The organism is Microcoleus sp. PH2017_28_MFU_U_A, assembly GCF_020738035.1.
GTDB lineage: Bacteria > Cyanobacteriota > Cyanobacteriia > Cyanobacteriales > Microcoleaceae > Microcoleus.
Genome location: NZ_JAEQCX010000036.1, coordinates 47,121 through 72,178, shown reverse-complemented (window position 1 = coordinate 72,178; position 25,058 = coordinate 47,121). Strand labels below are relative to the sequence as shown.

The 25,058-nt window shown below is 44.2% G+C and carries 26 protein-coding genes; 11 read left to right on the top strand and 15 right to left on the bottom strand.

The window, feature by feature from the left end:
- The first annotated feature begins 291 nt into the window (after positions 1–291).
- The 3 genes from JGK14_RS07270 (at position 292) to gmk (ending at position 4,211) form a co-directional block, all read left to right on the top strand.
- Positions 292–2,394, top strand: a complete 2,103-nt coding sequence (locus tag JGK14_RS07270; protein ID WP_325314901.1) for a M3 family metallopeptidase — start codon at positions 292–294, stop codon at positions 2,392–2,394.
- A 908-nt stretch (positions 2,395–3,302) separates the two neighbouring features.
- Positions 3,303–3,569 (top strand): extracellular matrix/biofilm regulator RemA, encoded by a 267-nt coding sequence (gene remA / locus JGK14_RS07265; RefSeq protein ID WP_172193250.1) that lies wholly within the window; start codon positions 3,303–3,305, stop codon positions 3,567–3,569.
- 78 nt (positions 3,570–3,647) lie between these two features.
- Positions 3,648–4,211, top strand: a complete 564-nt coding sequence (gene gmk / locus JGK14_RS07260; protein ID WP_293191176.1) for a guanylate kinase — start codon at positions 3,648–3,650, stop codon at positions 4,209–4,211.
- 158 nt (positions 4,212–4,369) lie between these two features.
- Here the strand turns inward: gmk and JGK14_RS07255 are convergent, their stop codons facing one another.
- Positions 4,370–5,128 carry a hypothetical protein gene (locus JGK14_RS07255; RefSeq protein WP_293203325.1) on the bottom strand — a complete coding sequence of 253 codons (759 nt, stop codon included), beginning with the start codon at positions 5,126–5,128 and terminating at the stop codon, positions 4,370–4,372.
- 127 nt (positions 5,129–5,255) lie between these two features.
- Between JGK14_RS07255 and xseA the strand changes: the two genes are divergently transcribed.
- Together xseA and xseB are read left to right on the top strand one after the other, a co-directional pair.
- Positions 5,256–6,416, top strand: a complete 1,161-nt coding sequence (gene xseA, locus JGK14_RS07250) for an exodeoxyribonuclease VII large subunit (RefSeq protein ID WP_293197092.1) — start codon at positions 5,256–5,258, stop codon at positions 6,414–6,416.
- A 5-nt stretch (positions 6,417–6,421) separates the two neighbouring features.
- On the top strand, positions 6,422–6,649 hold the full coding sequence (xseB, locus tag JGK14_RS07245; protein WP_293176136.1) for an exodeoxyribonuclease VII small subunit: 228 nt from the start codon (positions 6,422–6,424) through the stop codon (positions 6,647–6,649).
- A gap of 51 nt (positions 6,650–6,700) precedes the next feature.
- On the opposite strand, the gene JGK14_RS07240 is transcribed toward xseB, so the two are convergent.
- The 5 genes from JGK14_RS07240 to JGK14_RS07220 form a co-directional block, all read right to left on the bottom strand.
- Positions 6,701–7,822, bottom strand: a complete 1,122-nt coding sequence (locus tag JGK14_RS07240; protein ID WP_325314900.1) for a hypothetical protein — start codon at positions 7,820–7,822, stop codon at positions 6,701–6,703.
- The gene (locus JGK14_RS07235) at positions 7,823–9,415 is read right to left on the bottom strand and encodes an AAA family ATPase (RefSeq protein WP_293176132.1); all 1,593 of its coding nucleotides are present in this window, start codon (positions 9,413–9,415) and stop codon (positions 7,823–7,825) included.
- A gap of 136 nt (positions 9,416–9,551) precedes the next feature.
- Positions 9,552–9,761, bottom strand: coding sequence for a CsbD family protein (locus tag JGK14_RS07230; protein WP_293176130.1), 210 nt, complete (start codon positions 9,759–9,761; stop codon positions 9,552–9,554).
- A gap of 278 nt (positions 9,762–10,039) precedes the next feature.
- A complete protein-coding gene (locus JGK14_RS07225; RefSeq protein ID WP_293205596.1) occupies positions 10,040–10,876 on the bottom strand; it encodes a PHP domain-containing protein in 837 nt (278 codons plus the stop codon).
- Between the two features lie 83 nt (positions 10,877–10,959).
- Positions 10,960–11,130: a hypothetical protein gene (locus tag JGK14_RS07220; RefSeq protein WP_293197094.1), complete on the bottom strand. Its 171-nt coding sequence runs from the start codon at positions 11,128–11,130 to the stop codon at positions 10,960–10,962.
- A gap of 63 nt (positions 11,131–11,193) precedes the next feature.
- Here JGK14_RS07220 and JGK14_RS07215 point away from each other — a divergent pair, with 63 nt between their 5' ends.
- Positions 11,194–11,538, top strand: a complete 345-nt coding sequence (locus tag JGK14_RS07215; RefSeq protein ID WP_293197095.1) for a hypothetical protein — start codon at positions 11,194–11,196, stop codon at positions 11,536–11,538.
- Between the two features lie 108 nt (positions 11,539–11,646).
- Here the strand turns inward: JGK14_RS07215 and JGK14_RS07210 are convergent, their stop codons facing one another.
- Complete coding sequence (locus JGK14_RS07210; protein WP_293216265.1) at positions 11,647–12,099, bottom strand: hypothetical protein; 453 nt, start codon at positions 12,097–12,099, stop codon at positions 11,647–11,649.
- Between the two features lie 55 nt (positions 12,100–12,154).
- Between JGK14_RS07210 and JGK14_RS07205 the strand changes: the two genes are divergently transcribed.
- Positions 12,155–12,775 carry a histidine phosphatase family protein gene (locus JGK14_RS07205; RefSeq protein ID WP_293216267.1) on the top strand — a complete coding sequence of 207 codons (621 nt, stop codon included), beginning with the start codon at positions 12,155–12,157 and terminating at the stop codon, positions 12,773–12,775.
- 37 nt (positions 12,776–12,812) lie between these two features.
- Here JGK14_RS07205 and JGK14_RS07200 read toward each other — a convergent pair whose 3' ends face one another.
- Complete coding sequence (locus tag JGK14_RS07200) at positions 12,813–13,718, bottom strand: HEAT repeat domain-containing protein (RefSeq protein ID WP_293216269.1); 906 nt, start codon at positions 13,716–13,718, stop codon at positions 12,813–12,815.
- A 3-nt stretch (positions 13,719–13,721) separates the two neighbouring features.
- Positions 13,722–14,195 carry a hypothetical protein gene (locus JGK14_RS07195; protein WP_293236236.1) on the bottom strand — a complete coding sequence of 158 codons (474 nt, stop codon included), beginning with the start codon at positions 14,193–14,195 and terminating at the stop codon, positions 13,722–13,724.
- A gap of 140 nt (positions 14,196–14,335) precedes the next feature.
- Between JGK14_RS07195 and JGK14_RS07190 the strand changes: the two genes are divergently transcribed.
- A complete protein-coding gene (locus JGK14_RS07190) occupies positions 14,336–14,707 on the top strand; it encodes a VOC family protein (protein WP_293191180.1) in 372 nt (123 codons plus the stop codon).
- A 121-nt stretch (positions 14,708–14,828) separates the two neighbouring features.
- On the opposite strand, the gene JGK14_RS07185 is transcribed toward JGK14_RS07190, so the two are convergent.
- Together JGK14_RS07185 and JGK14_RS07180 are read right to left on the bottom strand one after the other, a co-directional pair.
- Entirely contained in the window at positions 14,829–15,119 is a 291-nt protein-coding gene (locus JGK14_RS07185) for a hypothetical protein (protein ID WP_293176112.1), read from the bottom strand.
- A gap of 42 nt (positions 15,120–15,161) precedes the next feature.
- Positions 15,162–15,833, bottom strand: coding sequence for a phosphoribosyltransferase (locus tag JGK14_RS07180; protein ID WP_293191181.1), 672 nt, complete (start codon positions 15,831–15,833; stop codon positions 15,162–15,164).
- 220 nt (positions 15,834–16,053) lie between these two features.
- Between JGK14_RS07180 and JGK14_RS07175 the strand changes: the two genes are divergently transcribed.
- Both JGK14_RS07175 and JGK14_RS07170 read left to right on the top strand, forming a co-directional pair.
- Positions 16,054–16,740 carry a uracil-DNA glycosylase gene (locus JGK14_RS07175; protein ID WP_293176108.1) on the top strand — a complete coding sequence of 229 codons (687 nt, stop codon included), beginning with the start codon at positions 16,054–16,056 and terminating at the stop codon, positions 16,738–16,740.
- A gap of 209 nt (positions 16,741–16,949) precedes the next feature.
- Positions 16,950–18,761, top strand: a complete 1,812-nt coding sequence (locus JGK14_RS07170) for a bifunctional serine/threonine-protein kinase/formylglycine-generating enzyme family protein (protein WP_325314899.1) — start codon at positions 16,950–16,952, stop codon at positions 18,759–18,761.
- A 23-nt stretch (positions 18,762–18,784) separates the two neighbouring features.
- Here the strand turns inward: JGK14_RS07170 and JGK14_RS07165 are convergent, their stop codons facing one another.
- Genes JGK14_RS07165 through tyrS form a run of 3 tightly spaced genes read right to left on the bottom strand, consistent with a single transcriptional unit; the run spans position 18,785 to position 21,361 of the window.
- Entirely contained in the window at positions 18,785–19,366 is a 582-nt protein-coding gene (locus JGK14_RS07165; RefSeq protein WP_325314898.1) for a hypothetical protein, read from the bottom strand.
- A 9-nt stretch (positions 19,367–19,375) separates the two neighbouring features.
- On the bottom strand, positions 19,376–20,086 hold the full coding sequence (gene pyrF, locus JGK14_RS07160; RefSeq protein ID WP_325314897.1) for an orotidine-5'-phosphate decarboxylase: 711 nt from the start codon (positions 20,084–20,086) through the stop codon (positions 19,376–19,378).
- A 42-nt stretch (positions 20,087–20,128) separates the two neighbouring features.
- Entirely contained in the window at positions 20,129–21,361 is a 1,233-nt protein-coding gene (tyrS, locus tag JGK14_RS07155; protein ID WP_325314902.1) for a tyrosine--tRNA ligase, read from the bottom strand.
- Between the two features lie 319 nt (positions 21,362–21,680).
- On the opposite strand from tyrS, the gene JGK14_RS07150 reads away from it, so the two are divergent.
- Positions 21,681–23,600, top strand: coding sequence for a transglycosylase domain-containing protein (locus tag JGK14_RS07150; RefSeq protein WP_293176100.1), 1,920 nt, complete (start codon positions 21,681–21,683; stop codon positions 23,598–23,600).
- A gap of 13 nt (positions 23,601–23,613) precedes the next feature.
- Here the strand turns inward: JGK14_RS07150 and JGK14_RS07145 are convergent, their stop codons facing one another.
- Positions 23,614–25,047, bottom strand: a complete 1,434-nt coding sequence (locus tag JGK14_RS07145; protein WP_293176098.1) for an RNA-guided endonuclease InsQ/TnpB family protein — start codon at positions 25,045–25,047, stop codon at positions 23,614–23,616.
- Positions 25,048–25,058: the final 11 nt, after the last annotated feature.

Genomic DNA, 25,058 nt, shown 5'->3' with positions numbered 1-25,058 from the left:
GTGCGAGCGTCCCCGCTCGCGAGTATTGCAATACTCGCGAGCGGGGACGCTCGCACTATAATAAAAAATGCTTGTTTAAAAAATGAGATGCTCCCGTTGGCAGTTGGCAGTTGATAGTTGGCAGTTGTAATTGGTCATTAGTCATCACTCAGAAGGAAGATTTTCCCCTTCTCCCCTTCTCCCCCTCTCCCCCTCTCCCGGCTGGAGTCGAATTTTTTAGACAACTGTGTTACAAATTGAAAAGGTAATCTGTCTAGTTCACCTGTTTTCAACCTGTTACAAGAAAATTAAATGACCGCAACCGTAACTGTTACTGATAACCCGTTATTAATTGGCAAAGGATTGCCACCGTTTGATGCGATCGCACCAGAACACGTAGTCCCCGCCGTTACGCAACTGCTGACGGAACTAGAAGCCGAGTTAGCTGCCTTAGAAGCCTCTGTTGAGCCGACTTGGAGCGGCTTGGTAGAACCATTGCAGCGGCTCGGAGAGCGTTTAAATTGGACTTGGAGCATTGTCGGACATTTGATGGGGGTGAAAAATAGTCCGGAATTGCGATCGGCTCACGAAACAGTGCAGCCAGAAGTAGTAAAATTTGCGAGCAAGCTCAGTCAGAGCAAACCGCTTTATGAAGGTTTTAAAGCGCTGCGGGCCAGCCCAAATTGGGACAGTTTAGAGCCAGCTCAACAGCGAATTGTCGAAGCCTCACTCCGAGATGCTCAACTCTCCGGCGTCGGTTTAGAAGGCGAGCAAAAAGAGCGTTTCAATGCCATTCAATTAGAAATGGCAGAAATTACTACTCAATTTTCCAATCATGTCCTCGACGCTACCAAAGCTTTCAGTATCACCCTCACAAACAAAGACGAAATTGACGGTTTACCGCCGAGTTTGTTGAGTTTAGCAGCTCAAGCAGCTCGCAGTGCCGGCGCCGAAAATGCCGATGCCGAAAATGGCCCTTGGCGGATTACTTTAGACTTTCCGAGTTACGGGCCTTTCATGCAGCACAGCACTCGCCGCGATTTGCGCGAAAAGTTGTACAAAGCTTTGATCGGCAGAGCTAGCAGTGGAGATTTGAATAACTGGCCTTTGACCGATCGCATTTTAGCACTGCGCCACGAAAAAGCTGCTTTGCTCGGCTTTAGCAGTTATGCCGAATTGAGCTTGGCGAGCAAAATGGCTCCTAACGTTACAGCAGTGGAAGCTTTGTTAGAAGAATTGCGCTTAGCTAGCTACGATGCTGCTGTCAAAGATTTAGAAGAATTGAAAGCTTTTGCTAGCTCTAAAGGTGCGCTGGAATCTGCGGATTTGAAGCACTGGGATATTGGTTTTTGGTCGGAAAGACAGCGGGAAGAAAAGTTTGCTTTTAGTGCCGAAGAATTGCGTCCTTATTTTGCTTTGCCGCAGGTATTGGAGGGGTTATTTGGATTAGTAAAGCGGCTGTTCGGCGTGACGGTAACGGCGACGGACGGTCAAGCTCCTGTCTGGCACAAAGACGTGCGCTATTTTAGAATAGATGATGAAGCCGGAAATGCGATCGCCAATTTCTATCTAGACCCCTACAGCCGCCCAGAAGAAAAGCGCGGCGGTGCTTGGATGGATGAGTGCGTGGTGCGCGCTAAGTTTGTGGAAGCGGGAAAAACAACAACGCGCTTACCTGTGGCTTATTTGGTGTGCAACCAAAGTCCTCCGGTTGATGGGAAACCGAGTTTAATGACTTTTGTGGAAGTAGAAACTTTGTTTCACGAATTCGGCCACGGTTTGCAGCATATGCTAACAACGGTAGACTATCCGGGGGCTTCGGGCATCAATAATGTTGAGTGGGATGCGGTGGAGTTGCCAAGTCAATTTATGGAAAATTGGTGTTACGATAGGGCGACTTTGTTCGGGATGGCAAAACATTACCAAACTGGGGAAACTTTGCCGGAACACTATTACCAAAAGCTGTTAGCAGCGCGCCACTACATGAGCGGCAGTGCCATGCTCAGGCAAGTACATTTTAGCAGTGTTGATATTGAATTGCACCACCGCTATCGATCGGGCGGCAGCGAAACCGTGGCAGATGTCCGCAACCGCATCGCTAAAACTACAACTGTGTTGCCTCCTCTGGAAGAAGACGCATTTTTGTGCGCTTTCGGACACATTTTTGCGGGCGGCTATGCGGCGGGCTATTACAGCTATAAATGGGCGGAAGTCCTTAGTGCTGATGCTTTTGCGGCGTTTGAGGAGGCGGGTTTGGAAGATGAAAGTGCGATCGCCTCTACAGGTAAACTCTTCCGAGATACAGTGTTAGGATTGGGTGGCAGTTTGCACCCGATGGAAGTGTTTAAAACATTCCGAGGACGCGAACCGAGCACTAAAGCTTTGTTGAGACACAGCGGTTTAGTTGCGGCTTAACAAACTGTCCAATAATTGAGGATTAATGCAGGTAAATTTATCTGCATTAATCCCGCTAAAAAGCGGGATTAAAAAGTTTGTAGTGAGGACTTTAGTCCTATAATTTTTATTTACATATAATCCAATACAGTTCACTTAAGGTAGATTCCCTCTAATCCCTAATCCCTTAAAGTTCGGATGGCGTATTAGACGCAACTTTCATATTAATAAATAAAGGTACGTTGTTGGGCTTGAGCCTCCTTTATCTATACTTCTAAAGAGGGCTAAAGCCCAACAACGTACCTAATTTTATAAGAACAATATCGAAGGGTTATAGTAACACTTTTAAATTGGTATTAATAAGACTAAAGTCCTCACTACGAACCAATTTTTTTGTAGAACATCATGCAACAAACATCTGTAGTTTGGCACATCATCCCCAATTTGCCACAAAAAGATTGGGGATGATGTACGCGCCACGTGGCTATCCCGTAGGTAATCGCCAGCAGCTTTTGGATTAGCTTGAAGACCCATCAAAGCAGCATCAATCTCAATACTGTCAGTATAAACTGCCTTTCGTGAATATTTTCTATCATTAATCAGTGATGGTACTTAACTTTCCCTCCACCTGAAACTTCCTTTATATTTCGCAACATTTACTGGCGGTTTTCTCCATACAGCTAAAGCTTTTATTCGCAACGAAAAATTGAGAATTTTACCGAATCTTTAACATCCAGCGGTCACCAGCGGTAGTTTTTTAAAGTTTTGATAAAGATTGGCAGACTCTGCTTCAAAAAAGAGCAAAAAATGAAGGTGAAAATTTAAAACTTTTTGTTATGAATAATTTTAACTTGCCAGAAAAAATGTATTTATATATGATAATAAGTAAGGATTGATAGTTACTTGTTCACCTATAGATTGAGATATTCATGGATATTCAATTAATTAATATCGGCTTTGGTAATATTGTGTCGGCTAACCGAGTGATTGCCATTGTCAGTCCCGAGTCAGCGCCAATTAAGCGTATAATTACTGATGCGCGGGAGCGCGGACAACTGGTTGATGCTACTTACGGCCGCCGCACGAGGGCGGTAATTATTACTGATTCGAGTCACGTTATCCTCTCGGCGATTCAGCCGGAAACGGTTGCTAATCGTTTTGCGATCGGCAAAGACGGTCAAGGTCGGGATGATTGAGGTTTGTTGGTTGCAATTTGAGCACTTACAGTCTAGAGTAAGCGAAAACTCAAATTGTGACACGTTTCTCTTCTAAAAATGAAATCCGGTAAATTAATTGTTCTGACGGGGCCTAGCGGTGTGGGGAAAGGCACCCTAGTGCGATCGCTCCTCAACCGCCATCCCGAATTATATCTTTCGGTATCGGTGACAACTCGTAAGCCCCGCGAGGGAGAAATTGAGGGACAACACTACTATTTTGTCAGCCGCAGCCGTTTTGAGGAAATGGTTGAGGCTGGCGAATTGGCTGAATGGGCTGAGTTTGCTGGCAATTTTTACGGTACTCCATTTTTTGCTCTCAAACAGGGAATCGGCGAGGGAAAATGGGTAATCCTGGAAATTGAACTCGAAGGAGCAAGGCAAATTAGAAATAAGTTTTCTGAAGCTTTGCGAATTTTTATTTTACCTCCTTCTTGGGAAGAATTGGAGCGCAGGCTGCGGAGTCGGGGTCAAGATTCCGAAATTGCGATCGCCCGTCGGTTGCTGCGGGCTAAAGAGGAGATTGAAGCTGCGGGCGAATTCGACTTCCAAGTTGTCAACGACGATTTAGAAGTTGCTTTAAAAAAACTAGAATCCGTGTTGTTTGTCAGCGACCGGAAATGATATGATGATGATTTGATATTATAGCCTTTCGAGCGAAAGATTCGCGGACGATTGGGCATAGGGCAAACCGGGCATAGGGCATTACCAATTACCAATTACCAATTACCAATTACCAATTACCAATTACCAATTACCAATTACCAATTACCAATTACCAATTACCAATTACCAATTACCCATTTTTCTGTACGCGCTAAAACTTCGGTACTTTTCTTGATAGCAACACAAGATTTTAAATTCAATTCTAGAGTTTCGGACGCAGGCGAAAATTTCCTGAGCGGTTCTATTTCGCGAGCAGAACATCCCAACATTTCCATATAAGCTAGTGTCCAGCCAATAGCTGCAATGTCGCTGACATTGCCTTCTCCGGCGCACAGGTGACAACCCGATTCGCCCTCGGGGCTGCACTCGGGACAAACCCAATTGTTGAGTTGTGAATTTAGCTGAATTGTTCGGGATGCTGAGGCAATTGTCAATGCTTTAATGTGGTTTTGAACTACTTGTTTAAAACCTCTGTTTGGGTTGGTGCGGTAATCGGAATTGTTGGGCGATCGCCCGTTAGCGAAGCCCTCGAAGAGGATCGCCATTCCTGGCTGTTGCAACGAAGCCCCAGATGCTGTTTTGTTATCTGTTTTGACTCCAGATTCACCCAGGTTCGCCGTTAGCTGAATGCCGTAGTCTTTAGAATCTTCAGTCTGAGAGCGGCTGAGTGCGCTGTCAGAATCGGATGCTGTGCGATCTTCTTCGAGGGCTTCGCGATCGGCAAAATCTTGCATCGAGAGGTGATGTTCGATCGCCAAAGACCAAGTTCTTTTATGTCTGAGATCGCCATATTTTCTGGCTTCGGCATCAGTAATGCCGATCGCCGCAGCCTCTTGGCGCAGCACATTCATCGAAGTCATGACATCTGATATCATTAGTTTGTTTGCTGTTAATTTACCTTCGCCGGTAGAGAAGCCCTCGCAGAGGATAGACTTACAAATAAATACCTTAGATATAGTAGCCTAAATCTCAAATCTCAAATCTCAAATCTACAATTGTTTAATGAATTCAATTTTCCCTGACACAACGTTATCGGTGGGCGGACTAACATCATACCTGAAAGAATTGCTGGAGGGCGATCGCAACCTGCGATCGATTTGGCTAACGGGCGAGGTGTCGAACGTTTCGCGGCATTCCAGCGGCTGTTATTTCACTCTACGCGATCCCGACACAAGCGCTGCGATTACCTGCGTGGTGTGGACTTATCAACAGCAAAACTTGCGACGAATGCCCGTAAAAGGCGAGCAATTGCTGGTTTTCGGAAGCATTCAGGTTTACGAACCTCGCGGGGATTACAAGTTGATTGTTTCCAAATCGCTACCGGGTGGGGAAGGATTGGAGGCTTTGCGGTTGCAGCAATTGCGATCGCGCTTGGAAGCTGAGGGTTTCTTCGATCGCGCCAGAAAGCGCCCGATTCCCGCACACCCGCAGATTGTGGCGGTGGTGACATCGGATACTGGTGCTGCTTGGGGGGATATTCAGCGCACGTTAGCGCAGAGATATCCGGGTTTGCAGGTGTTGCTGTCGCCGACAGGAGTGCAGGGGGATTTGGCTGCTGCTGCGATTGTTAGGGCGATCGCCCGTGTAGAATTGGACGGTAGGGCGGATGTCATAATTTTAGGGCGGGGCGGCGGTTCTGCGGAGGATTTGGCTTGTTTTAACGATGAAAGAGTCGTCAGGGCGATCGCGAATTGCACAATTCCAATTATTACAGGCATCGGCCACGAAAGAGACGAATCTCTGGCAGATTTAGTAGCAGATAAACGAGCGCATACTCCGACGGCGGCCGCTACCCAAGCCGTACCAATTTTGGCAAATATTTACTGGGAACACAGGCAGAGAATGCTGAATTTAGCAAGTGTTGTGAGGGCAAGATTTCAGCAAGAAGAACAGCATTTGCAACAGCTACAAAATCGCTTAAAACGGTTGCCTGCGACATCGCGAACTTTGCGGCAAGCAACTGGTAAACTGGAGATATTGCAAGAAAAGTTAGCGGCGCTAAATCCGGCGGCGGTTTTGGAAAGGGGTTATGCGGCGGTAATCCAAGGTGACGGTACGATTGTCCGCCAAACTGAGGGTTTGGAATTGGGCGAGGAGTTGACGGTGAGGTTGAGTCGCGGTGTGCTGAAGGTTAAGATTGTGGAAGTTTTGGATGCAGAATAAATGTTATGGTTAACTCGCAGTTGCGTCAGTCTGGCTGGAATTATGAGGAAACGGTCGATCGCATTGAGGCGATTATCGATCGAGTGGAGTCGGGAGAGTTGCCTCTAGAGGAGGTTTTTGAGCAGTTTGCGGTGGCTGTGGAGTGTTTGCAGGAGTGCGAAGGTTTTCTGGCGCGGGGGAAGGATAAGATGGATTTGGCGATCGAACTTTTAGCTGCGGAACCGGATTTTTAACCGCAGATTTAGGCGCTTCGCCTTTATAAATAAACAAGTAATAGCAAAGTATCAAGCACGAATAGGACTTTCAGCAATGCACCAGTTCATCACAACCTGTCCCATCTTTTCCCAATCAGAAACCATGGACTTATCAATTATTCTGGCAATCTCATGAGGACTTTTTTGTTTAAGATATTCAACGGTATTGCTGAGCGTACTTTCTCCAAATCCCAGTGAGATTTTACATTGACATTCTCCACTACTACTGCATTGCCAGTTAACTTGACACCAATTATCTATACAACTTAATATATGGGGACTCATAGAAATCTTTACTTCCCAAAAAGACTTAATATTAGGGTTACTTGATTGAATAACTTCCTTCATTCTAGTTCCTTTTTTTATATCTAAAAAATACCTAATATCGACTGCACTACTACTAATATCTTCAAAAAATTTTAATGCTTTGAGTCTTTCCTGATTTTTGGAACACAGTTCAGATAAAATTGAATTAGGTATTAAGTTTTCAACTTCACGGCAATCAAGAATAAAATTTTCCGTATTTATACAAGTAGAATCGCTCAAAGCTTGGAGGCGAGATGCCGTCGAGCCTAGATTTCCATCAGGAGCAATTTTATCGCTATCTACAATACAAAGGCAAAAGCGTTTTTTAAATTTTTGAATATTAATATACTCACTAGAAATTGTATTACCACCACCACCTCTAGGTTCGCATACTATTTTTACATTCATCTTTTTCCATATAAGATAAACTTTTGCTATAATTTCGTATAAAACAGCATCATCACTATTTTCACACAAGAGTATGGTTTTCTGTACAGACTCTGAATCATTAAAAAAACGTGGGCCAACTTTAATAATTTGCTTACCTGAATCAGAAATCACTGCTGGTTCATAACAAGGATTAACAATTTCAATATATCTTGTTACCGCCGAAAGATAGGATTGAAATTGTGTAGATTGGTTGTATAACTTATGGTAAATATTTCTAGCAAATTGAGATAAACGAGAGCATTGAGCAATTTTTTTAAAAGTTTCTCTCTTAGCCATTACTATATGCTTACCTTCCCGACGGGCAGATGCAAGATTTTCTAAAGCCAAAACAGTCTCATCGTCCCAAGTATTTTCATCTCCCTTATCTACTACAGAGCTATCAATCAAAATTAGCATTTATACAAGTTCCATCTCGAAAAAATCTAGCGGCCAGTTTAAAAGATACCCATCTGAATTGAATTGAGAGTTTCTTATTCTTACTTCTCCTGGTTTATCGCATGGCTCAAATAAAACAATGTTGATTTCATCAGGAGAAATTTTACCTTCGGAAACTAATTGTCCGAGGCGATTTACCAATACTTCACTATGGGTTTCAATCATTAAACGTAGCTGAATCTTCTTCTCCTTAGCTGCTTTGATTGACTTAACCAATGCATCTGTTAAAGTTCCTTGCAGACGGGGATGAAGATGTAACTCAGGTTGCTCAATAGCGTAGGTTATTGTTCCTCGGTTTACTCGACGAAATGAACTTAGTAACCATAATTGAGTAATAACAGGAAGAATTTGAGAAAAACCAAATCCAGTATCAGCAACATTCAGGTATTTATCAGAATTTTTAGAACGAATTTTTACTGAAATGTGACCAAGGCTAGATTTAATTGATGGCTTAAATCCAAAATTATCTAAAGTCCAGGTAGAAAAGTTTTTCATTTCTGAATCAGTTAGATTGCGTAAAAACATTGCAAGATTATTACCTTGGTAATCCACTTCATCAACAGCTAAATCTTGAGTTCGGTAATAACGCTCTGCTGTAGCTCGTACTGGCCCAATATAGCTAATATTCTTTGAGAAGTTCGCTAGTGTATCATCACATTTTTCAAGAATAAAAGGTATCGCATTTGCGATAATCAGATCCCTTAAATCTTTAAAATCTTTTGTCTCAACTGTCCAATTCTTAGTTTTATTCTTCCAAGATTTGCCAGCAATATTATTTTCTTGAATATCTTTTAACATATTTTCTGAGTTGCCGAGACCAAAAGAGAGTGCCATTTGAATAATAGTCTCTAACTTAGTTGCATGATGAGCCGTCTCTTTGGTTTTGTCTATCAAAGCTTGAAATAAAGCTCTGAAGCGAGAACGATATCTTACAAAACCAGGAGATAGTGAGGATGATTTTTCAAATTCATATTCTTTTTTTTGCTCACTTTCAGTAATAGTTGGCAGAATCAGACTCCTGTCAAATTTTCTAGTAACATATTTATTACCCAAATTTAAAACGTTAAATGAATTTACGAAAAAGTCCGTTAGAGAATCATCCTCACCAAAAGATAATTGGATTTTTGAATCTTCAAGCTGCAAAAAGATTCTACTTGTTCTTGTTGTTTCTTTCTTTTTATTTTCTGAGACTTGGAGAGTTAACGTTATATCACAAGTGTTTAAAATCTTTGCTTCTCCCGAAAAAAGAAAGTAAGAAAAATCTCTAGCAGAGGGAAACTGTCTTGATTCGAGCTTGAAGTTAAAAGAAAATTCAATATTATCTTCTGCTCCTGTTTGATGAGCATCCTCAAAATTACCGAAGTCAACTAGGCGACCTGACCAAAGTATTGGCCCAGTTGTTCTAGATTCTAGGCTTTGTTTCAATAGAGGAAGAATACGCAGAAAACTACTCTTACCTGAACTGTTTTGCCCAAGAAGAACAGTTATAGGCTTTAACTCAATATAGCCAGTGTCAGCCAGACAGCGTAATCTTTCCACTCTAATAGAATCCATTCATACCTCTTAATAAGGAATAGCTTTAATATTTTATCTGCCCAGACGCCTCTAAATCTTAGATTTAATTTTGATTAAAATCTTTTGGGGCGGGCGGGAAGCCCGCCCCAAAAATACAATCTAGATGCCCGACAGCTTACAATTTGTCGATCGCCCTTTTGGCCTTATCCGTCAGATTTTTTACCGCATCTTTCACATCTTCTGCTGCGTGGCGGGCGGCGGATTCCGCTTGTTTCGCTTTGCCTTCTGCCTGGTCTTTTTTATTGCCCGTGATGTTACCGAAAATTTCCTGAGCTTTGCCTTCTACGTTTTTGCCGATCGCCTTTGCTCTGTCTTCTGTACTCATAATCAGCTCCATTGAGTAGTTGAACGCTACTACCACCCTAACATTAGCTCAACAGAAGTTGCTCGCTAACTTCACATTAATTTATGTTGATTTTGATTTTTATTGGTTTTCAGTAGAGTTTTTGCCCAATATTTTATTGATACAGAAACCGCAGTAGTAGGGTGCGTCAGAATGACTTGATTATTCAGATTTACTCTGATAAAAACTGAGTCACGCACCCTACAGTTATACTCAAATTATTGTGGGGTGGGCTTCTAGCCCGCCCAAAAAGTTACAAACTATTTTAAACTCGCCGCTGCAACTTTAATCGGTTCGAGCAATTCTAACGGTATATGCAGCATATTCAAGTGAGTAGTTTCAACACCTTTCCTTTCATTTCTTTCTACTTCGGGGCCGTGATAATCGCTGCCACCTGTCATCAGCAAACCGCGATCGAGGCACAATTGTTTTAACTTATGAATTTGGCTGGAACTGTGGCTGGGATGGTATACTTCAACTCCCATTAAACCAGCATCTACTAATTCTTTCAAGACTTCCTCAACAGCGCCGCCGCGAAACAAATAAGGGTGAGCCCAGACTGGTACTGCGCCGCAACTCTTGAGTAAATCGATGCCTTCTGCGATCGAGAATTTCTCGTAATGCACGTAAGCCGGGCCGTTGTCTCCCAGCCACCTATCGAAGGCTTCCCGCGATGATTTTGCGTGGCCAGCTTTTACCAGCGCGCTAGCAATGTGAGGCCTTCCCGGTGCCATTCCTGGGGATGTTGTTGGCAGTTCGATCGCGTATCCCATTGCTGCTAGTTTTTCTACCATTTCCTGCGATCGCCGAAACCGTCCTTCCAGGCGCGCTTTCAAAGGATCTCGCAGCTTATTTGCATCGGGATAAAAACCTAAAATATGCAGCGATCGACCGTTATGTACCGTACTGAGTTCTAGCCCTGGTACTATTTCTAGATTGTACAAGCTAGCGGCGGCGAAGGCTTCGTCCCAACCCGACATCGTATCGTGATCCGTGATGGCTAAAGCCCTAACTCCTGAGGCAGCGGCGGCTGCTACGAGTTGGCTGGGGGTGAGAGTACCGTCGGAGTAAGTTGTATGGCAGTGAAGCTCTAGCATATTGACCTGATTAATTATCGATCGACTTTGCAAACTGTACTGAAACTAACCCCCTCAGCAAGTATAACCTTAGTCCGTGATTCCTAACTATGGGTTCCAGCTTCGCCCTTGTGCCAGTTGGCGAATTGGCTGAATTTAGCGTCTGTTGCTTGTACGCAGAAACACACTCTCAAGTTATACAGGACAAACGTTTGAGTGCGATCGCCCGTCATCCGCGATCGAGCGAAAAAGTGTGAAGGTACGGATAGTGGCATTTGGCGAACACCATGACTCAGGGATTTTTTCTAAAGTAACAACATGACATTCAGGAAATACATATGAAATCTACTCTTTGCTTCCCCGAAACTTCCGTACACTCTCAAAAAATTAATTCCAACAATCATGGGATGAATTCTCACAGTAACATGGACTATTGTATCGCTGCTGCTTGGATCGACTTAGTGGGAGGAGATTACAGCAGTTTGGGAGGAGATGATTGGCTGGCTGTATGCGCCGATATTGATGAAGGCGAAATTTACCGCGAATGGTTTATGTGGCAAGACCGCGAAGTAACTCAAGAATGGGAAGCTTACGATCCAATTACTAATTATCGACACGTTGCTTGTAGCCGAGAAATGTTGATTGCTCAAATTGACAGAATCGAAGATACAAGACTATTTTAAAATCATAACTAATATTTAAATTTGATTGGCAGCAAACGTAAATTTAGCTTGCCCTCTCTGATTCCCGACTTCTTAAAAAAGCCGGGAATTTCGTTATTATTTTTTGATTTATTTTTGCTTCTCCCGTTCTAACTTGCGCTGCTTCAACGCTTCCAGGTTTTGTTTGATGCTGTCGATCGCACTTCCATTACCCTGCTCTTGGTATAATTCGCTAGCACGGATCAAATCTGCAACAGCCTCACCATCCGATCGCAAATTCGCAAAAATCAAACCGCGATTGTGGTAAGCCTCTGCCGTTGAAACCTCTTGTATGGCGCTAGTAAATTTATCTTCAGCTTTGCGGTAATTTCCCGACTGATAAGCCTCAATGCCTTGTTGGAAATAAACAGCAGCTTTACTTCCTGCGTCAGTAGCCGGAAAATCTGGCGAATTTAAAATAGGTTCTTTAAACAGTACCGAAATGCTGCCCTTACCGGAGTAAGCCCAAGTCATTGTTCCCATGCCAATCCCCAGGGCAGCCACAACAATGACAGACAGAGCAATAAAGTTGGTGAGTTCCATAGAGAAATATTTGTTGTATTACAATATGATAAGATAATTTCTAGGTTCTGGAACAATGGCTGTGCGGATTCACCTCAACGGTCAATGGTTTTTGGGCTCGCTAGCTTTAGTATTGTCGATCGGCATAATCAATGCAACTACAACTTCTGACGCAGCAACCAACGCCCAGACTCAAGCGGGATGGCAATTGTTGCAGCGGGGCGAGACAGGGTTGGTGGTGGCAATGCGACACGCGATCGCCCCTGGAACCGGAGATCCTGCTAACTTTAAATTGGGCGACTGTTCCACCCAGCGCAACTTATCAGCCCAGGGAAGAACCCAAGCCCAGCAAATTGGAGCCGAATTTCGCAACCGCAACATCAAAATTGCCAGAGTTTTATCAAGTCAGTGGTGTCGGTGTTTGGAAACAGCAAAACTAATAAATTTAGGCAAAGTCGAGCCATTAAGAACACTCAACTCGTTCTTTAGCGACAGCAGCAAAGAAGCCCGACAAACAGCGACAATCCGCAAATTGATTGTTGACAACCGCAACACTAAAGGCGCTATTATTATGGTAACTCATCAAGTAAATATTACAGCAATTACAGATATTGTTCCCCAAAGCGGCGAAGCTGTGATTCTCAAAAGCGACGAACAAGGTAAAATCAAAATAGTTGGACGAATTGGCGGATTTTAAGAATATAGAAACTTACAGCATATTCTGGTTGAAGTTTCTAACAATCCCCGTCTAAAATTTCTCGCAGATAGGAACATTCCAGCCGAACATCAGGCGATTCATCGGAAAGTAGACTCTCAATAGTTTGGGGTTCCAGCAAACTCGAATATTGTTCGTCTAGCCTGCACAACTCAATAGCAGCAAGTACGCCAGAAATTCTTTCCTCAGACTCCGACGACATCATCCGGTTAATAGAAGCAAGCAATACATGGTTGGGAGGTGATAGAATCTCAACCAGACTTCTCGCTGTTTGTCGTACAATCGAATGTCGATCTCCGAGACGTAAGAACATCCACTGCAATAAAATATTGTCACCCTGCGGGAATTCCTGATGCCGTAGATTTCCTAATGCTTCGAGGGCAATGGATCGCACATCCCACTCATCGTCAGCCAGGAGACAAGCCAGTATGGGAGCAACAACAGGATTATCTAAATTTCCTAATTTGGCAGCAGCATTATATCTGATATCATTGCGATCGGAAAGTGTTTCTGTAGCAGCAGCAGCCACAACATCAGGCCACTTGGACTCTAGACTGTCCCCCATCCAAAAATTATCGTCAATATAAACAGAATCTCCCATAAATTCGCCTTTGTAGTGAATGTGAGAATGTACTACAGACACATCGCCAATAGCACCACTAAAATCCGTTGGCGGATAATCATGGGAAGAAAAACAGCCAATAAATCGCACTTTATGCAAATTTGCGCCTTTAAATAAGGTACCATTTAGACGGCAACCAAAGAACTCTACCATTGATAAGTCGAGTCCTTCTAGACTGCAATTTCTTAAGTCACAGAAACTCAGAGTGTCCTGTGGCTTGACAGGAAGCTCATGCTTTGTACCCCGCCAATTTATTCCCAAATAGGGTGTTTTGTAAGTGTTCTCTACCTTAATAATATCCATTGATTACTTTCCTAACTGATCTTTCCAAGAGTTGGCCCATCGAGGAATCACCGGATCGTTGCCGTTGCGGTAGTCTTCAGCCCATTGTAGCGCCTCTTCCATTTTTTCAATTTCTCTAGCAATCTTTTCTTTAGGCTCCTTAGGATCGGAAGGCAAAATTGGCAGTTTTCTTTGTAATGATAAAATATATTGACGGCACTTTGTATCGTGGAGAGTTCCTTTTTTTAGGGACATTGGCGGGTTTTCCACTCCACCTTCAAATTGTTCTTTCATTACCATAAAAGCACAACTTCCATCTCCATACTCTGCCTCTTCCCGATATAAATCGTTCATAACTTCTTGAGCATCATCTATCGCCATAGCAACTGCACGCGGAAATCTAGATTCTCGATTCTCAATCAACCTAGAATCTTGGGTTGTTGCAGTGACTCTGAGTCTTCTAAGATTCTGGTTCTCTTGATTTCCTTTGGGATTCATCTAACTTTGAATAGTAAAGGGATTGCAGGGCGAGCAATTGATTATACCAAGACTTGTACAGTCACTCTCCTTTGAGATCCAAGATTTTGATATCGCAGTGAATGTTGTATAATATTACTAATTTGTTATAACCCATTTATATGAGTTTCCAATACAGCGCAGCCTTCGTGACTTTAGCAGACCTTGACAAAGAAGTTCTCGTTAAATTTTACACCAAATTTCTCGACCTAGAACCAAACCCTTACATTCCCAATAATTATGCTGAATTTCAACTCCCCGGCCTGAGACTCGGCATATTCAAACCGAAAGATTCCCACAAATCGGAATTTGCAAATCGAGCCAAAACAGGCATGAGTTTGTGTTTGGAAGTCAGCAATATCGAAACTGCGATCGCCCGAATCTGGGCCTTAGGTTATCCGCCCGCCGGAGAAATTATCAAAGCTTCTCACGGCTTAGAAATCTATGCCTTCGATCCCGCAGGAAATCGCCTAATTTTGCATCAATCCCATTAGAGTCTAGGATAATCCTCCCGCCTGTAGTCTGCGGTGGAACAGGCGTCTCGCCTGTTATTCTGTGGTGGTGATTCTGTGGTGGAACAGGCGTCCCGCCTGTGATTCCTTCAAAATCCCTCAACTATCTAATCAATTCAGCAAAACTATAAAAACTGATAATTAACAACAACAAAGCAGTGAAATGAGTCCACTGAAATTGAGGCCGCGGCCCGATATATTCCCGCACCAAAATTGAGAAAGAGGAACCAATGATATAACTCAAAGACAGCGTTAAATACTGCCACTGCAACGTTACACTCCACAGCCCGAGAAAAATCATCGCCAAAGTCAACATCACCAACTCAACAAACCGAGGCGGATTTTGCTGGCTAGACAGAATCACAGTGTTCAACCAATATTCCCAACTTCTCATGTTTTAACGATCGAGCTTTTGGATTTAGCCTTCTAGCTTAACTCACGATCGCCATTCAATCTGTCGCTGCAAACACACCAAAGCCTCCGCCGTCTCCACCTGCGGAAACTGGGCGTAAAAACGGCTGACACTGTAAAAAGGATGAGGAGTCTCCAAAATAATCAACTTATCGGCGATTTGCGCCAAAAATCCCATCAACTCTGGCGGGGCGACGGGCGCGCAAATCCACAAAGCCATCGGTTGCTGCGACTGCAAAGCCTGCGCCGCCACAGCCACCGTCATCCCCGTCGCAATCCCATCGTCCACTAAAATCGCCAAAGACCCCGCTGCGCTGACATTGGGCCGTCCCGAAGCCAAATCTGCCAACAGAGATTGAGCGCTATTTTCAGCCTGCTGGAGTGCTGATTTTTGCAAGCGTAAATTTTGCTGATTTTGCTTTTGCCAGAGAACCTGGCCGTCAGCAGTTGCAGCCCCGATCGCCAATTCCAAATTATCTGGGCGAGTAATTTTCTTGGCAACAACCACATCCAAAGCACAGCCCAAGCGGCGCGCAATCGGTACAGCAACCGGCAAACCCCCGCGCGGCAAGGCGTAAACAATCGGTTTAATAGTATCCTGTGTTGTTAAATTCAACTTGCCGAGCTCGCCTGCAACTGCCTCGGCCAGTTTTTCGCCTGCATCGGCGCGATCGTCAAAAAACGGGTTAGAGAACATATTTTTGCCTGTACGAGCAAACCCGATCTAAACTATAACTCTAGCTTCCCCAAAATCCCCTCTATCTTTAACAGCGGACAATTGACGGTGCACAATTAGAGCAAAAACCTAGATCGGATTTTCGCTGTCAACTATCAACTATCAACTATCAACTGTCAACTATCAACTATCAACTATCAACTATCAACTGTCAACTGTCAACTATCAACTGTTTAAACATATGTCCAGCGACTTGCAACTCAGCCTTTTTGACAGCAATCAAAGTGCTGCTTTCCAAAACGACTCAATACCAGCAAATGCCAAAATTCCCATTCCCGCCGGCACCTATCAAAACATGGAACAAATCGGCGAACACTGCAACCGCTGTCACCGCTGCGAATTGGGAAATACCCGCACTCACGCCGTCATCGGGCGCGGCAATCCTCAAGCCTCGATTTTGATTGTGGGAGAAGCGCCCGGACAAAATGAAGATGAAACCGGATTACCCTTCGTAGGGCGATCGGGCAAACTGTTAGATAAGATTTTAGAATCCGTAGAATTGAGCACAGAAACCGACGCATTCATAGCCAACGTCATCAAATGTCGCCCTCCCAACAACCGCCCTCCCACAGCAAAAGAAATCGAAGCTTGCAAACCATACTTGCTCGAACAAATTCGCATCTTAGACCCCAAAATCATTTTATTAACTGGTGCTACAGCCCTAAAAGGTTTGTTAAGCGACAAGCGACCAATTAGTAAAATTCGAGGTCAATGGATTGAATGGGAAGGACGTTTGTGTATGCCAATTTTTCACCCATCATACTTGTTGCGAAATCCCTCCCGCGAACCGGAAACACCAAAATGGTTTATGTGGCAAGATATGCAGGCAGTAAAAGCTAAATTGGATGAATTCAAAGCGGTAAGTTAAAGAGAGCATGATAAATCTCGCTTTTACCAGAGTCTCGATCCCCCTAAATCCCCCTTAAAAAGGGGGACTTTGATGTTCACTCTTGTCCCCCCCTTATTAAGGGGGGCTAGGGGGGATCGAGGGTCTAATCGTCAAACAGTAGCTTGTTGGCAACTGGTATTAAAATAGGTAAATTATGTTAATCTAAAAATATTAAACCAAAAAAAATTATGAGTCAATGCCTTAATCCCGACTGCCTCCATCCCAACCCACCCATCACCCAATTCTGCCAAAAATGCGGAAACAAACTGCTACTCGGAGACAGATACCGTGCAGTAAAATACATTTCCGAAGGAGCTTTCGGCCGTACATTCAAAGCCGTAGACGAACATCGACTCGATACAATTTGTGTAATCAAACAATTTCTCCCGCAACTACAAGGGAATGCCGCCATCCAGAAAGCGACGCAGTTATTCAAACAAGAAGCAGTCAGACTGCGAGATTTAGGCAAACATCCTCAAATCCCCGATCTATTGGCATTTTTTGAACAAAATAAACGCTTCTATCTAGTACAAGAATTTATAGACGGTGAGGATTTATTAAAAGAATTAGAGCAGCAGGGAAAGTTTAGCGAAAAACAAATTAAACAATTACTGAATGAATTGCTACCGATATTAGATTTTGTTCACAACCAAAAGGTAATTCACCGAGACATTAAGCCGGAAAACATCATTAGAAATTCTCACGGTTCTTTAGTATTGATTGACTTTGGAGTTGCCAAGGAATTGAGCGGTAGTGTTTTGACTAAAGTGGGAACTGTAACTGGCACTCCTGGTTATGCGGCACCGGAACAAATGCAAGGTCATGTTTTTCCAGCGAGTGACTTGTACAGTCTTGGTGTAACTTGCATTCGGTTATTAACCGGATGTTTCCTGAAAGAGATAAATGGAATTTTGTTTGATGAACTTTTCGATCCGATGCAAATGCAATGGAACTGGAAAAACAAGACAGTTCATCTCAACAAGGACTTGGCAAAAATTTTAGATAAAATGATACTATTTCCAGTTGGTGCGCGCTATCAATCAGCAGGAGAAGTATTGCAAGCTCTTGATTCAATCTCAGTATTACCCAATCAAATATTAGCACCACTACCGCCAGCAAAACCCGTTCATTCTTCAGCAGGAGCTAATAAAATATCAGCTAAATTTAAACCAAAAGCCTCTTACTTCAAATCCTTTACTGAAGACTTGGAAAATGGCGTGCAGTTAGAAATGATAGGAATTCCCAGTGGAACCTTCACAATGGGTGCGCCAGACATTGAAGCAGAAAGCCAATATAAAGAAAAACCTCAACATCCTGTCACAATTCAACCTTTCCTTTTCGGAAAATATGCGATCGTACAAGCACAGTGGAAAGCCGTTGCTAAATTGCCACAAATTCAATATCATCTCAACCCAGACCCCTCTAAATTCAAAGGCAATAACCTACCAGTAGAAAATGTCTCTTGGTATGAGGCGGTGGAATTTTGTGCTAGGTTATCTAAACATACTGGACGCAATTATCGCTTGCCCACTGAGGCAGAATGGGAATATGCTTGTCGTGCTGGTACGACTGCACCGTTCTATTTTGGTGAAACAATTACTACAGATATTGTTAACTATAACGGTAATTACTCTTACAATAATTCACCAAAAAGTCAGTATCGAGAACAAACTACAGATGCAGGCAGTTTTTCTCCCAATGCTTTTGGTTTATATGATATGCACGGGAACGTCTGGGAGTGGTGCGTTGACCCCTGGCACGGTAGCTATTACGGAGCACCAACTGATGGTAGCGCCTGGGATGAAAAATGTAATGATAATCGCTATCAAAATTCTATTGAATTATTAGTAAAATCTCAAAATAATAAAATAGCAAGGGTGCTGCGCGGGGGGTCGTGGCTTTACCATCCGAGGAATTGCCGTTCTGCTTTTCGCTTTTTCAATACGCCGGAATTTGACTATCATGACTGTGGTTTTCGAGTTGTATGTGTTGGTGTATGAACTTCTCAACCCTTGATACTTTCTCATTTTGCATAACAATCTCGCAACCACAAACGAATCGCCTCAGCAATTGCGCTTTTCTCACTTTCTGCCGGCGACAACGGACTAACATCCGCCACTGTACCAAACCTAGAAACAATTTTTACTAATTCCCAGCCCTTCTCTGTTTTAGCTAAAAACAGCCAGTGATATTGCTGAATCTCGACTCGCTTTCCCCCGCGATATTGCCGTTCCAAAGTAGTAATAAAAACTTGACTGGCATTTTCGGGAAGTGCTTCTGCAAAATTTAAAGGTAGCGGTTCAAACTCCGGGCGACCTGCTAAAATTATTTGACGCTGCACGTCACCGATCGCCCTAGAATTGTTAGGAGCAAAGCCCGATCGCACAATTACCCGGTTAGCATAACTCGGTAAATCCTGCAACAGGCGATCGACTAAAGCTTCCAAATCAGCCGGACAGGGCGATCGCGCTAACAAACTGTACCGACTTGCGTTTATACTGCGATCGCCATTTGTGACAAAATTAGCAGCCAAAGTCGGACTTGCGATCGCAGATATTAGCAGATAAACACAGATTAACGCGGATGGAAGTTGATCTGTGTTCATCGATTCTGTTTATCCAATCTCTTCGCAAATCCGCGCAAAAGCCGCCACCGGATCGTCGGAAGCCGTAATCGGCCGCCCAATCACCAGATAATCAGCACCAGCTTTTAAAGCAGCCTTCGGAGTCATCGATCGCCTTTGATCGCCTCCATCAGCCCATTTTGGACGAACCCCCGGACAAACCAACAAAAAATCATCCCCGCAACTCATTCTTAACTGTTCCGCTTCTTGGGGAGAACAAACAGCACCAGCTAAACCTGTTTCCTTAGCTAACAATGCCATGTGCAAAGCATATTCCGGCAACTCTAAAGGTATCTTTAACTCGAAAGCCAACTGTCGCGAATTCAAACTCGTTAACAGCGTAATTGCAATCAATTTAGGAGTCGGTTTCTCAACCGCCGCCGCCCCTTCTACCAAAGCTGACTGTGCCGCTTTCAAAGCATCTTTACCACAAGTAGAATGGATGGTCAATAAATCTACATTGTATTTAGCAGCAGCACGACAAGCACCCGCCACAGTATTCGGAATATCGTGAAATTTCAAATCGAGAAAAATCCGTTTTTCCCGTTCTTTCAGAATCTCGATAATTGCCGGCCCGCAGCTAACGAATAACTCTAAACCGACTTTCCAAAATGATACATCTGGCAGTTTGTCGATCAGGGCGATCGCACTTTCCAAACTCGCAACATCCAAAGCCACAATAATTCGATTATCAGCGTTCATCTGCGTTTATCTTCCGTATTCATCTGCGGTTAAAAAAGAGATTCAAGACACCAATCGCACAAACTTATTTTTCCCAACCTGCAAAACCTTACCTGCCAATTCAGCCGGTGATTCAAAAGTGAGGTTAACATCAGAAACTTTCTCACCCTCTAATTTCACTCCGCCGCCCTGCATCAACTTCCGTGCATCGCCGCTGCTCTTACAAAGCCCGCTAGCACTCAGAATATAAAACAACTTGGCCGGAAACTCCACGCTTGCTAAAGAAAACTCCGCCACAGCATCAGCTTGTCCCGCCGCACCTTTGATTAGCGCGATCGCATCTTGTTGTGCCCGATCGCCCGCTTCCTTCCCAAAATACTGACTTACCACATCCACAGCCAAAAGTTTCTGTTTTTCTCGCGGATTTTCTGGCAATTCATCAAGCGGCAAATCTGTCAATAGCTCGAAATATTGGGCGATCGAGCGATCGGCAATTTTCTCCAACTTAGAATACATCGTCAGCGGATCTTCCGACAAAGCTACATAATTATTCAAAGACTTCGACATCTTTTGCACGCCGTCAGTCCCGATCAAAATCGGCATCAGCAAACCAAACTGCGGTTTCATCCCAAAATGCCGCTGCAAATCTCTTCCCACCGCAATATTAAACTTTTGGTCAGTTCCGCCCAACTCCACATCGGCTTCCAACACTACTGAATCGTAACCCTGCATTACTGGATACATAAACTCGTGCAGGAAAATCGCATTTTCCTGCTGCATCCTGTTATCAAATCCCTCTTTAGCGAGCATCTGCTGCACCGTCATCGTGCCTAGCAGTTCCAAAATCTTCGCCATGTCCAATTTTGACAACCACTCGGAGTTATAGCGAATTTCCAAACGTCCGGGCGTGTCAAAATCTAGAATCGGACGCACTTGGTCTAAATAAGTCTTGGCATTTTCCGCCACTTGTTCGGCTGTCAACTGAGCGCGCGTCTCCGACTTCCCAGTCGGATCGCCAATTCTTGCGGTAAAATCTCCGATGACCAGTACCGCCGTGTGGCCTGCATCCTGAAAAGCTCGCAGCTTGCGGAAGCAAATACTGTGTCCCAAGTGAATGTTCGCCCCTGTGGCGTCGATTCCCAGTTTGACTCGCAACGGTCGATCGACTTTTTCCAGCAGTTGGGCCAGATTTTCGTCAGGGTTGCTAGAATCAGGTCGATCGGGAAAAATCTCGCTGATGCCGCGGTAAATTCCAGAAAAGTTAGGAGAAATCATAAAAGAGCGATCGTCCATCATTATATTTTGCAAAAGTGCAGCAGAATTAGTTACACTCACTGATTGACACATAAACACACAACTATCAAGCTACTATAATCTCAAAGCTGACCAGCTTTTATTAGCAAACCCATCCAGAAAGGGATACCAGCCCCGACAAGAGTCGCGGACATCCCACAATTTTAGACTAAGGTTCAAACTCCTAAATTTATCAGTGGAGTAAATCTAAAATCTAAAATCTAAAACCTAAAATCTAAAATCGATCAACTGACAGCCTCCAGCCTTGCCATCTAAAATTAAAAGTCTTAAACCCCAAATCGAGTGAGGAAGTGAAATCCACGTGTCAACCAACGCAGTCCGCAAAAATACGGAAAACCCAGCCCCTGTATTCGAGTTTGTTCAGTCAGTCAGCAAAGTGACCGCCGGAACCATACTCAGCATGACCATGCTTGCCAGTTCCGTAGTCGCCGGCGGACTGGTTGGCCTAGCGATCAGCTTCCGCAATTTGCCAGATGTTCGCATCTTGCAAACCTACTCTCCCACCGAAACTACCCACATTTATGACATCAACGGCCGCCCCCTAGCCAGCATCCACGATGAAGCTAACCGGGATGTCGTACCCCTTGAAAAAATCTCCCCGAACCTGAAACGGGCTGTTCTGGCGATCGAAGATAGCAACTTCTTTACCCACAAAGGTATCAACCCCGGCGGGATAGCCCGAGCTCTCATAGTCAACCTAGAGAAAGGTAGAACTGTTGAAGGCGGCTCGACTATGACGATGCAGCTAGTCAAGAACTTGTTTCTATCTCCCCAATCAAAATTTAGTCGCAAGATAGCTGAAGCGGTAATGTCTATCCGCTTGGAGCAAATTCTTAACAAAGACCAAATTATGCAACTGTACCTAAATCAAATCTATTTAGGTCACAACTTGTACGGCGTAGAGACAGCTTCGAGAAGCTATTTCAACAAGTCAGCCGAGAATTTGAGCCTTGCAGAATCAGCGATGCTGGCCGGCTTAATTTCCGCTCCCGAAGAATACAGTCCTTTTGTCAACTACAAGTTGGCAAAAGAACGGCAGGAAATCGTTTTAACCCGGATGAGGGAACTCAAATGGATTACAATAGCTGAAGAAGCAAGCGCCCGAGCGCAAAAAATTAAGCTGGGCAAAATCACTTCTTTTGGTGGCTCTCAAGTTCCTTACGTCACACAAGCCGTAGTCCAGGAGTTGACACGGCGTTTTGGGCGAGATGCCGTCCTCAAGGGTGGAATGCGCGTTCAAACTACGATCGACCTCAAACTACAGCGCATCGCCGAAGAAACCGTCAAAGCGTGGCACGATCGACTTTACTATCAAGGACTTTTTTACGATCGCGACCAAGGTCAAATTGCCCTAGCAGCCGTCGATCCCCGCACCCACTTCGTCAAAGCAATGGTTGGTGGCGTCGATTACCAAAAGAGTGAATTCAACCGCGCCATTCAAGCACGCCGCCAGCCCGGATCTTCCTTTAAGCCCTTCATCTACTACGCTGCCTTTGCTACAGGCAAATACGGCCCCGATTCAGTTGTCTACGACTCCCCCGTCGGCTACCGCGACGGCGACGGATACTACTACCCTCAAAACTACGGCGGCGGCTTCTCCGGTGCCGTCAGCATCCGCAGAGCTTTGGAAGTATCACTGAACATTCCCGCTGTCAAGCTCGGCCAAGAAGTCGGATTGAATAAAGTAATTGAAATTTGCCGGGTGCTCGGCATCAGAAGTCCCATGGAACCCGTAGTTTCTTTACCCTTGGGTGCAGTTGACCTCACTCCTTTAGAAATGGCCGGAGCTTTTGCTACCTTCGCCAACAACGGCTGGCATTCCGACACCACATTTATCGTGCAAGTCACCGACAGCAGCGGCAACGTCTTGCTTGACAACACGCCCAAACCAAAATTAGTTCTCAACGCCTGGGCTGCGGCATCCGTCAACAGCGCCCTGCAAGGAGTAATTTACAACGGTACTGCCAAGGCTGCCCAAATTGGGAGGCCCGCTGCTGGGAAAACTGGCACAACTTCCTCAGAAAGGGATATCTGGTTTGTGGGTTACGTGCCGCAGTTGTCGGTGGCTGTTTGGATAGGCAACGACGATTACACACCGATGAGCTACGGTGCTACTGGCGGTACAATCGTTGCCCCTGTTTGGCGCGATTTTATGAGCCAAGCTTTGCAGGGCGTTCCTGAAGAAGATTTCAAACCTGCTTCATCTTTTGAACGACCGTGAACGAACCTGACGGTCAACTGAGTACAGTTAGACCGCAGGCTTCTTTTTCCTTTTTTGCAAAGGCTTTTTTGAGTGACGGAGTTCCCCCGCCACTTTGATCGCTCAGACCAATTTTCTTGATAAGTTTGGCTGAATTTTCATCTCGATCCAAAGACTCACCGCACTGACAAGAATGCCATCTTTCCGATAACTCTTTTGGTACTTTATTGAGGCAATTCCAACAATACTGAGAAGTTCCCTTCGGCTCGACAAACAAAAGATTTTTACCCAATTTCCAGGCAACATACTTGAGAACATTAGCAAACTGACCGTGAGCAGCATCAAGCATTGATTTATTCAAGCCGCTTTTGGCAGATTGACCGTTTGGCAAATAAACTAAATTACCATTGTCGATCTCGGTTTTAGTTTTAGCGCGTCTTGTCAAATTCTTGATACTCAAATCTTCAGCCACCAAAACATCGCATTTACGAAACAATTCATGTGCCGTCTTGAATTGAAAATCAAGTCTCGCTCTAGCTACAAATTGATGCAGTCTAGAAATCTTGCTTTTTATAACTTGCCAAGGTTTAGAACCCTTGACTCTACTAGCTAGCTTCGCCTGAAGTTTTGCTAATTTCTCGGCAGATTTCCTCAAGAATCTAGGATTTTCAATTCTTTCGCCATTAGAAAGGTAAGCGTAATTAGTAATTCCCAAGTCAATACCAAGAGTGTTTTCATCAGTCGGTTGAATTTCTGCAACCGGCACGGGAACCGTCTTATCTTCTAGCGTCAGGGAAATATACCACCCGTCCGCTTCTCTAATAACTGTCCCCGTCTTAACCGTTAATCCTGTTGGTATTGGACGATGGAATGCCATCGGTATTTGACCTATTTTGGCAAGGTTAATGCAAATCCTATTTTGCTCATCCTTGGCGATATCTAAATTATCTAATTGAGGATAAGTAAAAGATTTGTAGTAGTGAAATCCTTTAAATCGGGGCTTGCCTCTACGATTGCCATTTTTGTCGGGTGTGGTGAAATTTGAAAAGGAAGTTTCCACTCGGTTAATCACATCCTGCAAAACTTGAGAATTCAAAGTTTTGTAATCAGGAAATAGCTTTTTAGTATTTTTTAGATCGGCTAACTGGATGGTTTGCCACTGCACGTATCCGCCTTCAATATTCGAGAAAACATCACCTTTCCTGGTCAAAGGATTGCCTGATTCATCTTTCTTTCTGCCATCTCTAGTTTGCACTCTAGTCAGAGGAATATTTTGGTAAATTTCCTCAACAGGCACTATGGAAGCAATTAAAGGGCAGGCATTGACAGGCGTTCTTGTGGACTCCCACCATCTGAATCTTTCACTCAATCGGTAGTTGTACTGCCGGCGACAAAGCTCTAGATGAGTCGAAATTGTTGCTAGTTGGGCTTTCGTAGGTTTGAGGCGGTATTTGTACGTCAGTTGCATGAAAACTTCCT

Coding starts and splice junctions, on each gene's coding strand:
- JGK14_RS07205 (WP_293216267.1), top strand. CDS start 12,155: ATGGCTGTGCGGATTCACCTCAACGGTCAATGGTTTTTGGGCTCGCTA.
- tyrS (WP_325314902.1), bottom strand. CDS start 21,361: ATGATGGACGATCGCTCTTTTATGATTTCTCCTAACTTTTCTGGAATT.
- xseA (WP_293197092.1), top strand. CDS start 5,256: ATGAATTCAATTTTCCCTGACACAACGTTATCGGTGGGCGGACTAACA.
- JGK14_RS07235 (WP_293176132.1), bottom strand. CDS start 9,415: ATGGATTCTATTAGAGTGGAAAGATTACGCTGTCTGGCTGACACTGGC.
- JGK14_RS07255 (WP_293203325.1), bottom strand. CDS start 5,128: ATGATATCAGATGTCATGACTTCGATGAATGTGCTGCGCCAAGAGGCT.
- JGK14_RS07170 (WP_325314899.1), top strand. CDS start 16,950: ATGAGTCAATGCCTTAATCCCGACTGCCTCCATCCCAACCCACCCATC.
- JGK14_RS07210 (WP_293216265.1), bottom strand. CDS start 12,099: ATGGAACTCACCAACTTTATTGCTCTGTCTGTCATTGTTGTGGCTGCC.
- JGK14_RS07215 (WP_293197095.1), top strand. CDS start 11,194: ATGAAATCTACTCTTTGCTTCCCCGAAACTTCCGTACACTCTCAAAAA.
- JGK14_RS07180 (WP_293191181.1), bottom strand. CDS start 15,833: ATGTTCTCTAACCCGTTTTTTGACGATCGCGCCGATGCAGGCGAAAAA.
- JGK14_RS07145 (WP_293176098.1), bottom strand. CDS start 25,047: ATGCAACTGACGTACAAATACCGCCTCAAACCTACGAAAGCCCAACTA.
- pyrF (WP_325314897.1), bottom strand. CDS start 20,086: ATGAACGCTGATAATCGAATTATTGTGGCTTTGGATGTTGCGAGTTTG.
- JGK14_RS07185 (WP_293176112.1), bottom strand. CDS start 15,119: ATGAGAAGTTGGGAATATTGGTTGAACACTGTGATTCTGTCTAGCCAG.
- JGK14_RS07220 (WP_293197094.1), bottom strand. CDS start 11,130: ATGCCACTATCCGTACCTTCACACTTTTTCGCTCGATCGCGGATGACG.
- JGK14_RS07270 (WP_325314901.1), top strand. CDS start 292: ATGACCGCAACCGTAACTGTTACTGATAACCCGTTATTAATTGGCAAA.
- JGK14_RS07165 (WP_325314898.1), bottom strand. CDS start 19,366: ATGAACACAGATCAACTTCCATCCGCGTTAATCTGTGTTTATCTGCTA.
- xseB (WP_293176136.1), top strand. CDS start 6,422: ATGGTTAACTCGCAGTTGCGTCAGTCTGGCTGGAATTATGAGGAAACG.
- JGK14_RS07175 (WP_293176108.1), top strand. CDS start 16,054: ATGTCCAGCGACTTGCAACTCAGCCTTTTTGACAGCAATCAAAGTGCT.
- remA (WP_172193250.1), top strand. CDS start 3,303: ATGGATATTCAATTAATTAATATCGGCTTTGGTAATATTGTGTCGGCT.
- JGK14_RS07200 (WP_293216269.1), bottom strand. CDS start 13,718: ATGGATATTATTAAGGTAGAGAACACTTACAAAACACCCTATTTGGGA.
- JGK14_RS07195 (WP_293236236.1), bottom strand. CDS start 14,195: ATGAATCCCAAAGGAAATCAAGAGAACCAGAATCTTAGAAGACTCAGA.
- JGK14_RS07230 (WP_293176130.1), bottom strand. CDS start 9,761: ATGAGTACAGAAGACAGAGCAAAGGCGATCGGCAAAAACGTAGAAGGC.
- JGK14_RS07240 (WP_325314900.1), bottom strand. CDS start 7,822: ATGCTAATTTTGATTGATAGCTCTGTAGTAGATAAGGGAGATGAAAAT.
- JGK14_RS07190 (WP_293191180.1), top strand. CDS start 14,336: ATGAGTTTCCAATACAGCGCAGCCTTCGTGACTTTAGCAGACCTTGAC.
- gmk (WP_293191176.1), top strand. CDS start 3,648: ATGAAATCCGGTAAATTAATTGTTCTGACGGGGCCTAGCGGTGTGGGG.
- JGK14_RS07225 (WP_293205596.1), bottom strand. CDS start 10,876: ATGCTAGAGCTTCACTGCCATACAACTTACTCCGACGGTACTCTCACC.